The sequence below is a fragment of the Acinetobacter sp. Li1LvA2 genome, from assembly GCF_056156705.1.
Genome location: NZ_JBSICF010000001.1, coordinates 94,239 through 109,235, shown reverse-complemented (window position 1 = coordinate 109,235; position 14,997 = coordinate 94,239). Strand labels below are relative to the sequence as shown.

Here is a 14,997-nt window from a genome sequence, read left to right as displayed (position 1 = left end):
ATAAGGCATGCTTTAGTTTTTCTCAATGTATAACTAGTTATTTAGGTAATTTAAGTAAATCTGTAAATTTCATTAGGTATAAAATCAATACCTTTATTTTCATAGTTGATGGATTAACTCATGGATAAATTACAATGCATGGAAGCCTTTGTGAGAGTCGCACAAAGTGGAAGTTTTATTCAGGCCGCAGAATCTCTTGGTGTTACACGCTCAGTGATCAGTACACGCATTCAGCAGCTTGAAAAATTTGTAGATGCTCCATTATTTCATCGTAGTACACGATCAGTAAGATTATCAGCTATTGGTGAAAAGTATTATCCTGAATGTGTAGAGCTAATTAGTCGTTTCGAGCAACTAGCCGATGAGATGTCACATGCAAAAAATGAGTTGCATGGTCGCTTACGTATTTATATGGCACCAGGTTTTGCTTTAAGTTACTTCAGTAAACTTTTATCTCAATTCACCAAACAATACAGAGATATTGAATTAGATATTGTTGTATATGACAAAGTCATTGATCCAATTTCTTCTGGATTTGATATCGCTTTTCAGATGTTTCCCCCAAAAGGTGAAAGTCTAATTGAGAGAAAAATTTTTAATGTAAACCGTGTGATGTGTGCTTCGCCAGAATTTATAGCAAGACATGGTCAACCTAGTAATCCACAACAACTTCAACAATTTGAATTAGGCTATTATTCGGGATATCCAGAAAGAAATAAGATCAGATTTATGATTAATAATAAGTTCCAAGAGTTTTCTATTCATGCGAGGGTTTCATCAAGCTCAATTCATTTACTTCATGATTTTGCATTAACAGGAGGAGGAATTGTTTGTTTACCTACAATTGTGGCCCGAGAAAGCCTTTTAGATAAAAAACTGACTCCTGTACTTATAGACTACCCACTGCCTAATTATGGATTAAGAGCAGTATTCCCTTCAAACTCTAGAAATTTAACTAAGATTCGTTGCATGATTGATTTTCTAGTTGAAAAACTTGATCTCGTACCAGAATGGGATCAACAGCTCATAGAAAAAGGGTATTTATCACCTATGGTTAAGTTGTTTCAATAATTAATCATTATCCTCATTACTTCAATTAAGAAAAGAACTGCCTCAACCAGGCAGCTCTTCAAATCTTCTATTCATGATAGTAAGAAAGAATAGAAATTATCTTTATTTACGTCTTTAAAAGTTAAGCGTATATGAGGTAATAATCCGGTTTTCCATATAGTCGCCTCCAATATCATTTTTATAATTTAAGTTAAGCCATTGCAGGCCAAGCCCTTTGAATTTTCCTTCTTTTATTTTGTAACTCATAATGAAATCAAATTCACTTTCATCAAATCCTTTTTTATTATTAATCAGATAATTTTTCCCATCTATATAACGAAGTAAAAAGCTCAAACCAGGCATTAACCAGCCAGCGTCATGATTAAAAGTAAAGTGGTATGAAAGCTCATTAGCTTTATTGAAAGTGCCTTGCGTCCAATTAATATAACTAAGAACAGGAATAGCCCCATCTAACATAGGAAAATCAGTATTCCCTTGAATTTTTTGAACTCCTATCCCGAAAGTATTTGGTCCATACCCAATCTCTTGCATCAAACCAAAGTATTGATTATCAATTTTTCCTAATAATTGACGTCCAGTCTCTTCTGTATAGTAATACCGGAATTTAGTTTTTAATCTAAATTGATCAAAATCTTCTTTTAAATTTAGCCCCAATGAATACTGATTGTATAAATCTTCGAGCTCGCTAACAAATAACTGTGTATCGAGTTTTCCTTGAAAGGATTTATATTTTAGATCGATGTATGTTAAACCATCTGATTCATGATTTTTTACAGATAATTTTTTAAATTTTTCCTCATTTCTTATCGAATATTTATTTAAATAGCCGACATCTATATTTAAATCTTTATTAATCTGCCCTGAGTATAAAAAACCTTGATAAATCGTCATTAGCTGACGACTATAATCCGTAGTAGCTAGAGGCGTATCCACCCATTGCTCTCCCCAACTTATTTTATGTTGCTTATGCTGCAAGCCAATTGATCCTGCAATTTTGTTATAACTTGAAGCTTGCTTTTGAGACTCTTTATCGAATGGTAAAATTAAATCATTTAAATGCTTATCACTACTTAAACGCTGCGCATACTGTACGGATCCCGTTATTAATAAATTTGTATCTTGAGCTAAATTCTGTTTAGCACTTGATCGAGCAATTATTCCCTGACTCCAACTTCCAATTGAAGGTTTATTATCATCGTTATAATTTCGATCTGCATAAAGATTTTTGAATGTTAAATCTATGTTTATGTCTTTTGCGAAGACGACGTTACCCTTTGCCGCCATGCCCAGAAGACATGGCACAATGTAAATAAGTTTACTCATTTTTAATCCATTAATTTATTTAATATTTTTTACAGTCCTGAATCCTACATGACTGATTCCTAAATCTGCCTCTTGTGAATGGCGTGCTGAAGCTCGATAACGCATACAATAATTAGAGGCACATAAAAATGAGCCACCCTTTATCGTATAACTGTTAAAAACTTGAGGATGACCTTTGTGTAATTGTTGTTCTCCCATATGGTCATCATGAGTCCCTGTAAATGGGCTACTTGTGTATTCCCATACATTACCGATCATGTCATACAGACCAAATCCATTTGATGGAAAACAACCTACTGGTGCGACATCTGCAAATCCATCTTTATTTTCATTTTGATAAGGGAATTGCCCTTCCCAAACATTTGCATCTATATGCTCAAGATTCGCACTAATATCCCTCTCTTTACTGAAGCCTTTAGCTGCATATTCCCACTGTTCTTCACTAGGCAGTTCTCTTCCTAACCAATCGGCATAGGCCATGGCATCTTTCAATGTAATCATGCGGACAGGCTCATTAGGAAGAATGTGCCGTTTAGCATCTGGCCCCCAAGGATGTTGCCAATTTGCTCCTTTTATCAAAGACCACCAAGCCAGTTCAGCAACTTGTTCTTTTGGGGGAGTAAATACAGCAGCTTCTCCTTGTGACTCTGCTTCCGTTAAATAGCCTGTAGCTTTTACAAAACTTTGAAATTGTGAATTTGTCACTTCAGTCGCATCAATCCAGAATTCTTTAATTGTACGATCACTTTTATAGAGTGCTTTTTCTTCAGGATAACTATTATTGTTTCCAATTTTAAAAGTTCCACTAGGTATTTTTATCATCCCAGCATTGGCATCTTTTTGCCAGGTATCAGGTAGACCCGAATACTCTTTGCATGTATTCAAACTTCCTAATTGTTGTAATTTAGATTCCTGTATTTGTTTTTTGGAAGGCTTATTACATCCTGTGACCCCCATAATACACACAAAAACTACTACACATTGAATAGTTCTCATACCAATTTCCTTTTGAGATTCAAACCAATAAATATCATATTCCAAGAATGAGCTGAGCTTACCCAAATGAATAAGCTCATACTTTAAATCCTCAAAACTAACTCATTCTTTAATGTGTAGCAGTTGACTGATTAGCTAGCTGTTTTAAAAATTCAGGTTGAATGCATTTATCATAAAAACAATTCATTTGCCCATATTTATATCGCACTGGAGCTTCTGTGACTCCTACACGTTTGGCATATACCTCCCAATCCGCGGATAATTCTTTGACTTTTTCAGGATGTTGAAGGGCTAAATTAATACGGTAAGAAGGATCAGCTTTACGGTTATATAACTCCCATTGTCCCGTACCGTAAGGTGGTGCCTGATATTGCACAGCCCAATCACCCTTATAAAGTGCACGGCGTGTATTGAATTCCCATCCTAATGATCGTTCTGGTAATTTTTCACCGCTAAAAATAGGTAAGAATGAACGTCCCTCTAGCTTTAAAACCGGATTTCCTTCAAAAATTTCTGGGCGTTTAGTATTTGTAAGCTCTAAAACTGAAGGTACGAAATCTATAACATGCAGTGTTTCACTATTAATTTGCCCAGCTTTAACTTTAGCCGGATAACGAATTATGGCAGGAACATGGATTCCCCCATTCGCCAAGAAGCTTTTGAAATAGGGAAGTGGTGTTGAAGCAACTTGTGCCCATTGAGGTCCTAAGGTTACATACGAACCCTTACGCCCCATGTTTTTAGGGCTGTTATCAAATGTAGCATTTACCCACTCTCGGATACCATTCTTATCCTCAGTTGTTCCCAATGATTCAGGAGTTGCAGACTCAGCACCGTTATCAGACATAAATAAAATCAACGTATTATCTAACTCACCACTGCGCTTTAAGTAATCAATTACACGCCCAATATTGTGATCTAGGTTATCAATCATTGCTGCATAAATTTGCATTGTTTTTATTTGATCTTGTTTTTGGCTTTCTGTTAACTGATCCCATGCAGGGAAAACATTCATTAATGGATTATTAATTTTCGTTCCCTTTGGCATGATTCCAAGCTTAATCATACGCGCTAAACGGGCTTGACGAATTTTTTCATACCCTTCTTTATAATGTCCTTCATACTTTTTCAAATACTGATCAGGTGCTTGTAACGGCCAATGGGGAGCAGTAAAAGCCAAATATCCAAAAAAAGGTTGTCCTTTTTTTCGATCATTTTCTATATAAGAAATCATCTTAGTTGTAAAAAAATCACTTGAATAAAAATCCTTAGGCAAATTTACATCTTTACCATCTTCAAGATAACGAGCTTTATAATTACCAGGGAACATTTGGCTTGCATCCATATGTGCAGCACCACCTGGCATTAGTGTAAATGAGCGGTCAAAACCTCGAGCTTTTGCATTACTGTCTTCAGTTGAACCTAAATGCCATTTACCTGCTACAAATGAAGCATAGCCTTGATCTTTTAAGATTTCAGGTAATGTAATTACTCTTTTATTTAAACGGCCTTCATAACCAGGTTTACCTTTTTGTTCAGGCTGTAAATACTCCGCCATAGTCCCAAATCCAGCCTGATGACTGTCATTACCAGTCAAAAGCATGGAACGAGTTACTGAACAAGTTGGACCCGCATGAAAATTAGTTAATACAGCACCCTCTTTAGCTAGTTTTTTAATATTCGGGGTACGTATTTCACTACCAAACGGTTCTGTATCAGAAAAACCCAAATCATCTGCAACGATAACCAATACATTAGGTTTCCCAATATCAGCAGCATTTGTCAAAGCTGTACACAGCATTGTTGGTACAAATAATGAAGCAATTGCTAGTTTTTTTATAACCATAACAAAATCCTTATGAACGGTTCCAATTTTATGCGACAAATCCTTGCCTCTAAGGAATATACACTCATAAGCTTTAGTGAATACAATCAAAACTACAAATTGTGTGTTCTCATATTTCGAACAATATTTTATTACATATCAATATATTAACATTTTATATAATTTTATAACTAAATCATCCACTCTTTTTCATAAGTATTCAAATTAAAAGTTTTGTCAACATTCTGAGAGTGATCGAGCATAACTTCAAAAAATATCGGATGAGTCTCTAGATCTTAATAAATTTATTATTACTATTCTTGTTATATCATGGTGCCAGCATTTATTCATTTCTATTAGTCAAAAACCGCACTTCAATTTGTATTTTCCTACTTGTATAGATAATAAAGTAAATTAGAAATAATAATAATCTCTCACTTACTTTATTTTTAGCATATATCCATCAAGAAGATAATTAAAAATACATTTAAATAAACTTATTACTTTTAATTATATAAAATTAGCCAAATTCTTTTTGTAAAAAATACTAAAGGTAACCTCACCCTACCTTTAGCATGAAACACTTTAGAAATCGTAGATAATTGTAGCATTTATACGATTATCAATTCCTTCTCGATCATTAAAAGTTGTCCTTTGCCCATACATATATTCAAAACCAATATTTATTGCTTTCACTGGTGTATAAAAGGCATTAATCCATCCTTCTATTAACTCTTTATTTTGCGTCGAATCATTTTGTACGAGTTCAGAAAATGAATTACTACTATTAGCACGCATATAGCCTAACCCGACTGAGGATCGTATCTTAGGCGTAAATTTTTGAGTTAACCCAACTGTTACTGTGTCAAATTCATTTGGTTTAATATGACCATTTCCATCAAATACATAAGCATAGTTAGACCACAGTAAATTTTTAGTATCACCCTTAATATGATTGTAATCAGCTCGAATTAAAGTATTTGGAGTGACTTGCCACTTGCCGCCTAAAGCTGCTCCCCAAGCGATAAATTCATCATGATCACCTGCTGATGTTGCTTTTTGAGTTATAAAAACTCGACCAGAAAGTGCAGATCCATTATCAAACTTGTAATTTATACGTCCTGTTGCTGATGGTAGTTTCAACTTTGCATTAGCATCCGTTGTAAAGTTCTGTGTACCTGTAGTCGTAACAGTTTCAGACTTAGGATCTTCAAGGCTAACTGCAAAATTCAAATGTGAATCCACAGGATGACTATATTTTATTTGAGATACACGTGTTAAAGAACCACCTACAGAAAGTGCTGCATCTACTGTTTCTGGGAAATACTCAATGGCATTAAAGTTTGACCAAGTTTGACCGATTAACCAGTCATCAAAGGTAATATAAGCATGACGGAGGCGGAATGTATCACGCCCCGCTCCACCAAAGAAATCCATCTCTAATTTACCACCCACTTTGTGATCCCAAGTACTAGGCGCAGTAAAATTAAAACCAAAACGGGTCGCATTTAAGGTACTTTGGAATTTATCTGAATTATGTGTTTCAGCTTCGGTATGCTTCAAAGGTACGGTACTGATATTGTTATACATCGCACTAGGACCCTTAATTTGATATGAAGCATCGGCACGAATATTTCCATACAACTCAAATTCCGCGCCACCTTTGGTCACAAGGTGCTTAAGGTCCGAGGAGCTAGTTGATGACGTAGCTATTACTTTTTTATCTTCATTTTGTTTATCGAACTTTGCTTGTAATTCTTGTATTTGCTGCTGAAGTTTTGCAATCTGCTCTTGAGTCACTTCTGCATAACTCGATGTAGCCACAGCAAATATTGCAAGGCTTAGTGTACTTCTATAGAATAATCTTACTGATTTATTCATGTTAAACTCCATTTTTTGTGAATAGTCATCCGTAAAGCAGTTTTAGGCATCATGCCTAAGAGCTTGCTTTTTGGTTTTAATAAGGAACATAGGCCTCTCACCACAAGCAGCTTATGTTTTCCTTATATTTATTAAAGATGAGTCGATTATTAAGAATTAGACGTAATCATTTCTCTTAATTTAAATTTTTGAATTTTCCCCGAAGGTGTCATTGGAATCTCATTCCAAACCTCTAGGCGCTCTGGGATATACTGCACAGCAAGTTTATGCTGTTTAAGAAAATCAACAATTTCTGGAAGCTCTATAGATTCCCTATGTTCTTTTAATTTGATAACTGCACAAGCGCGCTCTCCAAGACGTTCATCTGGATATGAAACTAAAGCAACGATAGCGATATCTGGATGTTGGTAAAGTAATGACTCAATTTCAGCAACCGGAATATTCTCACCACCACGAATAATGACGTCCTTATTTCTTCCGCAAATTCGTATATAACCTTGCTCATCTTGATATGCTAAATCGCCAGTATCAAACCAATCATCATGATCAGTAGCATTCAAATAAGGACGCTTAAGATATCCCCCAAAATTTGAACATGTCCGAATCATTAAAGAGCCTGGTTCATTGTTTCCTTTCTCTTTACCATCTTGATCAATGATTTTAATTTCAACACCCGGTAACGGTAATCCATCTGTATTAAAGGATCTTTCATCATCATCTTCAGGCCTTGTCATGGTCACAGCACCACACTCAGACATGCCCCATGCCGAAATTACTTTTACTCCAAGATTTTCTCTTGCTTTCTTTACTAAAGGACCTGGGATCGGTGCGCCTGCACAAAGGAAAGTTTTTAATGAATGAAATTTTTTGTCGCCTTGTGATGCAGCATTGGATAAGTCATTTAAAAAGGGAGTTGATGCCATGGTAAATGTAATTTTGTATTTATCTATCAAATCTATAGCTTTATCTACATCCCAAATATCCTGAAGAATAACCTTAGCTTTTAAAATAACTGGCATGATAAGGCCATACATAAAGCCAGTCTGATGTGCCATTGGTGACGCCATCAAAATTACATCCTCATGATTTAAATGCAATCGTTCCGCATAAGGCACTATATTTGCAAACAGTGTATTTGCGGTATGCATTACACCTTTTGGTTCACCTGTGGTTCCAGATGTAAAAATTAATTGTGCGATATCATCAGCATTAATTTTTATGTCATTAAGCGTATTTAGGATTTGAGGATCTTTATCTAATCCGTGATTGAGTAAAACATCAGCAAAGTTATTTTCTCCATTTCCATCAATCACAATAATATGTTGTAAGCTATTGATATTCTTTTGAAGTTGATAAGCCAACTGTTCATAATCAAATTTACGAAATACTTTGGGAACAATAAAAACCTTACTTTCACTATGCTTTAACATAAATGTAAGTTCACGTTCACGAAAAATTGGCATTAACGGATTTAAAACTGCACCAATACGTCGGCATGCAATATAAAGTAAACTGAATTCCCACCAGTTAGGTAATTGGCAAGAAACAATATCATTTTTTTGTATGCCTAATTTTCTTAATCCCAGAGCAATCTGATTAGAAGTGTGTAATAACTCACGATATGTAAAACTTCTCTCTGGCTGATCATCTTTTATACTGACTAATGCTGTTTTATCCGGATATTGATGAACAGCATCATTTAGCGATTGAAGAATGGTTTTATCCAACCAATATCCCTGTTGAATCATTCTTGCTCTTCGCTGTGGCAAAAGTACTGCATCGAAATCCATTCTTTAACTCCTTGTTATATTCTTTCCTTGATTTATAGACTACTACCAAGATCATTTTTTAAAGTTGAAGCCCACCAAGTGACTAAACATTTTGTTTAGCCACCTTCAATAATCAATTGATAATAATAAATAAATTAAATTTAAGCTGGCACAGCCTTGCGACCTGCTTTGTGTCTGGCAATAATTGTTTTCATAATCTGGGCCGTACCATCACCAATTTGAAAACCGAGTACATCTCGTAGACGCTGCTCCATAACTCCACGATCGTATCCAGCATGACCAAAGGTTAATAAGCATTGATGTACCACATCATAAGCAAGTTTAGGTCCCCACCATTTACACATCCCAGCTTCAGAAGTATGAGGAAGATGATTATCTTTCAACCATAAAGTCTGTAAACACAATAATCGAGCAGCTTCAACTTGGGTTTCATAATCTGCCAAAGGATGAGAAACACCTTGAAATGCAGTTAATGGTTTCCCAAAAGCTTCACGCTGAGCTGCATATTCCCAAGCTTCATCAAGTGAAACCCTTGCTACAGCTAAGACTTGTAAACCAATCAGTGCACGTGAAAAGTCAAAACCTTGCATGACTTGTACAAAACCTTTATTTTCTTCCCCTAAGCGGTGATTTACAGGAACTCGTACGTTATCAAAGAAAATTGAACCTCGCCCAATAGCACGCTGACCATGACAATCAAATCGTGTAGTACTAATTCCTGGTAAATTCATAGGTACCAATAAAGCAGTTACACCATGTGCACCAGACTCAATTGAACCAGTACGGCCGAAAATAACAGATGCATCGGCTTGATCAGCGGCTGAAATTGAAGTTTTTTCTCCATTAAGAATATATTCATCTCCATCACGCTCAATTTTCAAACGTAAATTTGCCGCGTCAGATCCACCTCGTGGTTCAGTTAAACCAATTGAAAAAATAGCCTCTCCCGCCGTAAGTTTTGCCAACCATGGACGGACAACTTCTGGCTCACCATGTTCAGCTAGAATCTGACCATTTAAAGAAGCGAGTAAATTAATATATGAAAAACTCAAATCAGCTTTAGCAATCGCTTCATGAATGACACCTGCCGCCAGACGTCCCATACCCTGCCCACCATATTCTTCAGGTAACTCAGGTGCGATAAAACCCATCTCTCCCATTTTTTTAACTAAATCTCGGTCAAAAGTTCTAGTCTGGTCACGTTCTAAAAAACCGGGAGCGATATATTTTTGGGCAAATTTCTCAACTGTTTCAGCTAGATATTCCAAATCTTCTGTAATATAAGGATTTTTACTCATCTCATTCTCCTTAATTATTTGAAATATTTGCGGAATTCTGGCTTACGTTTATCTTTAAGGGCATTTACCCCTTCACGAGATTCCTCTGTATCATAATAAAGCTTCAAGGCGTACATACCCATACCAGCAATTCCGGCTTGATGTGCAGTATCCATATTGAAACTACGCTTTGCGATTGCTAATGCTGTTGGACTACGTTCGCAAAGTTCTTCTCCCCATGCTTGAACTTCAGCATCGAGTTGATCAGCTGGAACGCATTTATTTGCCAAGCCCATCGATACAGCTTCTTCTCCAGTATAACGACGACACATATACCAAATTTCACGAGCTTTTTTCTCCCCCACAACTCGAGCCAAGAATGCAGTTCCATAACCTGGATCAACAGACCCCATTTTAGGACCAACTTGACCAAAGATTGCTTTATCAGAGCAAATTGTTAAATCACAGATGGTTGCCAAAACATTCCCACCGCCAATCGCATAACCCTGTACACGTGCGATTACAGGCTTAGGAACATCGCGAACAGCTGTATGTAGTTCTTCCATTGGCAAACCAATTGTGCCACGTCCGTCATAGTTTCCATTATGAGCAGACTGATCTCCACCTGTACAGAATGCGCGATCACCTGCACCAGTTAAAACAATTGCCCCCACATCTCGATCATAACCAGCTTTATTTAGTGCTTTAATAATTTCATCACAAGTCTGCCCACGGAAAGCGTTCATTTTTTCAGGACGGTTAATGATGATCCATGCCACACCATTTCTAACTTCGTATAAAATATCTTCAAAATTCATTTTTTCATTTCCTTGAACTGTTATTCGTTATTTATTCCAAAATTGGAATTAACCATTCATGGTTAATCCACCAGAAACACTTAATACTTGACCAGTAACAAATCCAGCATCATCACTTAAGAAGAATGTAATAGCCGATGCTAAATCATCTGGTTGACCCAATCGGCCAAGGGGTATAGCACGTGTAAAAGCTTCACGAAGTTTTTCTGGATTCGAAGCGCCTTCGGTTACGCCAGCCAATAAAGCCGTATCAGTTGGTCCTGGACAAATAACATTGAAAGTAATGTTATTGCGTGAATGCTCACGCGCCAGTGTTTTAGAAAAAGAAAGTAATCCACCCTTACATGCTGCATATACAGCTTCACCAGATGAACCAACTCTTGCAGCATCAGATGCAATATTCACTACACGCCCATGATTTCGTTCAACCATTACCGGTAAAACAGCATGGTGCATGTTCAACATGCCAATTAAATTGATCTGAATTAATTTTTCCCACTCATTCGCAGATGTTTTCAAAAATGGTTTAAATACATCCCAACCTGCATTATTTACCAAAGCATCAATTGGCCCCAATTGTTCTTGGGTAGATTTAACTGCGGAATCAACAATCTGACGATCTGTAATATCACACTCAATTGCAATTGCCTGACCATTATTTGCTTCAATTTCCGCAACCAGAGTCTTCGCTGCTTCTAAATTCATATCAAATACCGCAACTTTCGCACCTTCTTCAGCTAAGCGTTTACAAGTTGCTGAACCAATTCCACCAGCACCGCCTGTCACGATAATTACTTTGTCTTTTAGTCCTTTCATAAGTTTTCCTTGTCCATTTAGTGAGCTAAATTTTTCATTCCTTGTTGATAATTTCAAAATAGCTAACAAGAAAATTAATTTCAATTACTAAATAACAAAGCTCACTATGCGAAATATATAAACAAGTTGACATATTTTAATAAAAATATGTTTTTAAATAAAAATATATTTATTTTGGCAAAAATAATGAAATAATTAGTTACATTTATTACGCAAAAACAAGATGCTTAACCGTCAATTTCAAGAATTAAAAATACAAGATTGGAAATATTCCAAAAGAATAATTAGTAATATTAATTTTTAGATTATTTAATAAATTGAGCAGATATAATTTTTCAAAAAAAAGCCCTTATTCGTGTAATCCACAAATAAAGGCTTTTTTTCGATTTTATTTTTTGAAAAAGATAGTAATAAACACTATTTCTTAAACTATATATGGTTTAAGAAATAAGACCTTCAGAAAGTCAAATCTTAATTAGAAAATGCAGCTATACCCGTCTGAGCGCGCCCAAGGATAAGAGCATGGACATCGTGTGTTCCCTCATAAGTATTTACAACCTCTAAATTTACAAGATGTCGGGCTACACCAAACTCATCACTGATCCCATTTCCTCCCAGCATATCCCTAGCTAGCCGAGCAATATCAAGAGCCTTACCACAGTTATTACGCTTAATTAGGGATGTACCTTCAACAGATGCAATACCTTCATCTTTCATACGTCCAAAACGTAAAGCCACTTGTAAACCCAAAGAAATTTCAGTTTGCATATCTGCAAGTTTCTTTTGAATTAACTGATTTGCTGCTAAAGGACGCCCAAACTGCTTACGATCCATCGTATATTGATGTGCTGTATGCCAGCAAAACTCGGCTGCCCCCATTGCACCCCATGCAATACCATATCGCGCACTATTCAAACATGTAAACGGACCTTTTAAACCCCGAATCTCTGGAAATACATTTTCCTCTGGAACAAATACGTTATCCATTACTATTTCACCAGTAATGGAAGCCCTCAATCCCACTTTTCCATGAATTGCAGGTGCAGAAAGACCATCCCAACCTTTTTCTAAAATGAAGCCTCGAATATCACCAACATTACCTTCAGGTGAAACTTCTTTTGCCCATACTACGAATACATCAGCAATAGGACTATTAGTAATCCACATTTTAGCGCCAGTTAAACGATAACCACCCTCAACTTTTTTAGCGCGAGTAATCATACTGCCAGGGTCCGAGCCATGGTCAGGTTCGGTTAGTCCAAAACAACCAATGTATTCACCTGTAGCGAGTTTAGGTAAATATTTTTGCTTTTGCTCTTCAGTACCAAATTCATTAATAGGAACCATAACTAAAGAACTTTGAACGCTGGCCATTGAACGATAACCTGAGTCTACTCGTTCAATTTCACGAGCAATTAACCCATAACTCACATAATTCAACCCTGAGCCACCATATTGTTCAGGAATTGTAGGTCCTAAAAGACCTAGCTCGCCCATTTCACGAAAAATAGAAGCATCTGTTTGCTCATGACGGAACTGTTCTAATACACGTGGCATTAGCTTATTTTGACTATAATTAAATGCAGTATCCCGAATCATTCGCTCTTCTTCAGTTAACTGATTTTCTAATAAAAAAGGATCTTGCCAATTAAATTGAACTCTACTCATTTTCTCATTCCTTTAGGTAAAAACATCCATCTATTAAGTTGTAGCTTGTTTAATCATGTCTCGAGCAATAATGATTTGCTGAATTTGTGTTGTTCCCTCATAGAGACGGAATAAACGAACATCTCGATAAAATCGTTCAATTGAATATTCACTGATGTATCCAGCCCCACCATGTATCTGTAAACAACGATCAGCTACTCGGCCACACATTTCTGTAGCAAACATTTTTGCACACGATGCCTCGGTACTAATATTTTCCCCCAGATCACGACGACGTGCTGCATCTAATACCATGCATTTCGCAGCATAAATCTCTGTTTTTGAATCCGCTAACATCGCTTGAATAAGCTGAAAATTAGCAATTGATTGACCAAATTGTTTACGTTCTATTGCATATTGCAAGGCATCTTCTAACATACGCTCTGCCATTCCTGCACTGTAAGCAGCTATATGTAAACGGCCTTTATCAAGTACTTTCATTGCTGTTTTAAAACCAATACCTTCAATACCACCGATCAATTGGTCTTTATGCACACGACAATTATCAAAAATGACATCACAGGTATAAGAACCCTTTTGTCCCATTTTTTTATCAATTTTTCCTAAAGTGAGCCCAACTGTGCCGGCCTCAACCAAAAAAGCTGAAATGCCTCCAGCACCTTTAATATCTGGATTAGTCCTAGCCATAACAGTAAAAGTTGATGCGCGAGGTGCATTAGTAATAAAACGCTTGGTACCGTTTAAAATATAATAATCGCCATCTTTAAATGCAGAAGTCTTTAAAGCAGCGGCATCTGAACCAGAGTCAGGTTCCGTTAGGCAGAAAGAACCTATAATTTCTCCGCTAGCATAACCTGGTAAATATTTTTGCTTTTGTTCTTCAGTACCATCAATAATAATTCCACTTGAGCCGATCCCGTTATTTGTACCAATCAAAGAACGAAATGCAGCAGAAGTTTGCCCCAACTCAAATGCAACCAACACCTCTTCTTCCATCGTAATTCCCAGACCGCCGTACTCTTCGGGAATTGTTAAACCAAATAAGCCTAATTCCTTCATTTGTTGGACAATATGATCTGGTATAGCATCAGTTTCATCGACCTCATGCTCTAAAGGTCTCAATGTATTCTTAACAAAACTTCGAATTGTAGATAACAACTGTTCTAATGTCTGTTGATCACGAATCATCTTTCTCTCCTTATATCCTTATACAATGCTATCCAAAGCACCATTTTGTAATACAAAACCACAAGCAATTTCGTTATACGAAATAAAATAGCAGCACAACCCTCAACAAACAAGAATTTTTTACTTAAAATTTCGCAATACAGAATTAATGTTCATTAAATTGCATAAATATATTGATTTAACTCTCAAATAAAGCTAAATTTAAATGAATATTTATTTTGTTATACGAAATTAAGGTTTATGATTGGTTGATTCTTCTTTTCAGTTTTTTAGCCAATATTGCTGTTGACTTAGTGAATCATTTAAAAAAGCATCAACTATTCTAATTTTTTTTGTATAGCGAA

11 protein-coding genes are annotated in these 14,997 nt (G+C 36.1%); 1 reads left to right on the top strand and 10 read right to left on the bottom strand.

The features are described 5' to 3' along the window. The first annotated feature begins 120 nt into the window (after positions 1–120). The gene (locus ACS604_RS00485; protein ID WP_474769455.1) at positions 121–1,071 is read left to right on the top strand and encodes a LysR family transcriptional regulator; all 951 of its coding nucleotides are present in this window, start codon (positions 121–123) and stop codon (positions 1,069–1,071) included. 114 nt (positions 1,072–1,185) lie between these two features. Here the strand turns inward: ACS604_RS00485 and ACS604_RS00480 are convergent, their stop codons facing one another. The 10 genes from ACS604_RS00480 to ACS604_RS00435 form a co-directional block, all read right to left on the bottom strand. Beyond that, on the bottom strand, positions 1,186–2,394 hold the full coding sequence (locus ACS604_RS00480) for an OprD family outer membrane porin (protein WP_474769453.1): 1,209 nt from the start codon (positions 2,392–2,394) through the stop codon (positions 1,186–1,188). 15 nt (positions 2,395–2,409) lie between these two features. Next, positions 2,410–3,390 carry a formylglycine-generating enzyme family protein gene (locus ACS604_RS00475; protein ID WP_474769452.1) on the bottom strand — a complete coding sequence of 327 codons (981 nt, stop codon included), beginning with the start codon at positions 3,388–3,390 and terminating at the stop codon, positions 2,410–2,412. Positions 3,391–3,499: 109 nt separating this feature from the next. Continuing rightward, on the bottom strand, positions 3,500–5,236 hold the full coding sequence (locus ACS604_RS00470; protein ID WP_474769451.1) for an arylsulfatase: 1,737 nt from the start codon (positions 5,234–5,236) through the stop codon (positions 3,500–3,502). A 564-nt stretch (positions 5,237–5,800) separates the two neighbouring features. Further along, positions 5,801–7,096, bottom strand: a complete 1,296-nt coding sequence (locus ACS604_RS00465; RefSeq protein WP_474769450.1) for a DcaP family trimeric outer membrane transporter — start codon at positions 7,094–7,096, stop codon at positions 5,801–5,803. A gap of 149 nt (positions 7,097–7,245) precedes the next feature. Further along, positions 7,246–8,886, bottom strand: coding sequence for a cyclohexanecarboxylate-CoA ligase (aliA, locus tag ACS604_RS00460; protein ID WP_474769449.1), 1,641 nt, complete (start codon positions 8,884–8,886; stop codon positions 7,246–7,248). A gap of 140 nt (positions 8,887–9,026) precedes the next feature. Beyond that, entirely contained in the window at positions 9,027–10,184 is a 1,158-nt protein-coding gene (aliB, locus tag ACS604_RS00455) for a cyclohexanecarboxyl-CoA dehydrogenase (RefSeq protein ID WP_144729771.1), read from the bottom strand. Between the two features lie 14 nt (positions 10,185–10,198). After that, positions 10,199–10,981: a 2-ketocyclohexanecarboxyl-CoA hydrolase gene (badI, locus tag ACS604_RS00450; RefSeq protein WP_081173763.1), complete on the bottom strand. Its 783-nt coding sequence runs from the start codon at positions 10,979–10,981 to the stop codon at positions 10,199–10,201. Positions 10,982–11,029: 48 nt separating this feature from the next. Then, the gene (badH, locus tag ACS604_RS00445; RefSeq protein WP_474769448.1) at positions 11,030–11,797 is read right to left on the bottom strand and encodes a 2-hydroxycyclohexanecarboxyl-CoA dehydrogenase; all 768 of its coding nucleotides are present in this window, start codon (positions 11,795–11,797) and stop codon (positions 11,030–11,032) included. Between the two features lie 471 nt (positions 11,798–12,268). Further along, a complete protein-coding gene (locus tag ACS604_RS00440) occupies positions 12,269–13,465 on the bottom strand; it encodes an acyl-CoA dehydrogenase (protein WP_474769447.1) in 1,197 nt (398 codons plus the stop codon). A gap of 33 nt (positions 13,466–13,498) precedes the next feature. Beyond that, entirely contained in the window at positions 13,499–14,653 is a 1,155-nt protein-coding gene (locus tag ACS604_RS00435) for an acyl-CoA dehydrogenase family protein (protein WP_144729761.1), read from the bottom strand. Positions 14,654–14,997: the final 344 nt, after the last annotated feature.